Raw genomic sequence first — 1,472 nt, 5'->3', positions numbered from 1 at the left:
AGCGCGAACGGCACCGGCGCCGGCGTGAACGCCTTCAGCGCCAGGTGCAGCATGACGATGGAGTCCTTGCCGCCGGAGAACAGGATCACCGGGTTGTCGAACTCGCCCGCCACCTCGCGCAGGATGTGGACCGCCTCCGACTCCAGGGCGTCGGGGTGGCTGAGGGCGTAGCGGATGTGCGTGCCCTCTTCGTCCGCCGTCTGCGGGTGGCCGGTCGGCGTCATAACAGTCCCCTTTCGGTGAGCACGGCGTACACCGCGGCGGCGGACTCCTGGACACTCTGGTGCTGGGAGGGGATGCGCAGGTCCGGTGAGGCGGGTTCCTCGTAGGGGTCGTCGACCCCGGTGAGCCCGGTCAGCTCGCCCGCGGCCTGCTTGGCGTACAGGCCCTTGACGTCCCGTGCGCTGCACACCTGCAGGGGGGTGGCGACGTGCGCCTCGACGTAGGGGGTGCGGTTGCTGTCGTGGTGCTTGCGGACCGCTTCGCGGCTGTCGGCGTACGGCGCGATCACCGGGACCAGGGCCAGTACGCCGTTGCGGGCGAGGAGTTCGGCGACGTAGCCGATGCGCCGCACGTGGGTGTCGCGGTCCGCGCGGGAGAAGCCGAGGCCGGCGGAGAGCGCCTCGCGGATCTCGTCGCCGTCCAGGATCTCGACGCGGTGGCCCTCCGCGCGCAGCCGGGCGGCCAGCTCGTGGGCGATGGTGGTCTTGCCGGCGCTGGGCAGACCGGTGAGCCAGACGGTGGCCGCGGTCGTCACGGGTGTCTCCTGGGGGGTCGGTGGTCGTCGTGGCGTGCGGCGGGTGTGGCCGCGGGTGCCGTGCGGGTGTCTTGCCGTGCGCGGGGCCAAGGCCGTGGTGCGGGCGGGCGGGCGCCGGCGGTGCGCGGTGCTTCGGCCGGTGGTGGCCGCCGGCCGAAGCGGTGCGGGGGCGCGGTGGTCAGGCCGGGCGGGCGCCGGCGGTGGCGGGAGGGGCGGTGGTGGTGGGGTGGGGGTGGCCGAACCAGCGGGTGAGGGTGTCGGTGAGGTCGTGGTCGCTGCCGGGGCTGGTCCAGGCGACGTAGCCGTCGGGGCGGATGAGGACCGCCTCGGGTGCGGGGCCGGGAGCGGGTGCCCAGGCGGCGGTGACGATGTCGACGCGGTCCGCCCAGTCCTGGGCGAGCCGGGCGGCCGGGGCGGCGGCGTCGGTGGCGATGAGGACACCGCGCGCGGCATGGAGCAGGTCGGCGATGCGGGCCCGGCTGCCGTCGGGCCTCACCAGCACCTGGTCGGGGGGCATGCGCCGGCCCAGCAGCGGGTGCTGCCCGGGCCCCATGTCGTAGCGGATGCCCAGCCCGCTGACGATGCCGGCCAGGTGGGCGGCGGCGTCGCGGTGTTCGGCCAGTTCGCCCAGTACGGCGCGCAGCGGGTCCATGTCGGCGTCGCCGAGGTACAGCAGGGACGCCGCCCGGGCGTTGCGGATGAGTTGCCGGCCGAT

2 protein-coding genes and 1 pseudogene are annotated in these 1,472 nt (G+C 75.1%); all 3 read right to left on the bottom strand.

All coding sequences use genetic code 11. The annotated features are described in order from the left end of the window. Nucleotides 1-224 (bottom strand): phosphoadenosine phosphosulfate reductase family protein (locus AB0N31_RS36500; protein WP_366062841.1); only part of this gene is annotated, 224 nt, incomplete at its 3' end. Next, nucleotides 221-757 carry an adenylyl-sulfate kinase gene (cysC, locus tag AB0N31_RS36495; RefSeq protein ID WP_366062840.1) on the bottom strand — a complete coding sequence of 179 codons (537 nt, stop codon included), beginning with the start codon at nt 755-757 and terminating at the stop codon, nt 221-223. The genes cysC and AB0N31_RS36500, both read right to left, overlap by 4 nt. 178 nt (nt 758-935) lie before the next feature. After that, nucleotides 936-1,472 (bottom strand): annotated as a pseudogene (locus AB0N31_RS36490) (monooxygenase); the annotation flags it as partial.

Source organism: Streptomyces sp. NPDC051051, assembly GCF_040682975.1.
In the GTDB taxonomy this organism is placed as follows: Bacteria; Actinomycetota; Actinomycetes; order Streptomycetales; family Streptomycetaceae; genus Streptomyces.
The sequence above is the reverse complement of the archived record's forward strand: the minus strand, read 5'-3'. Positions and strand labels throughout refer to the sequence as shown.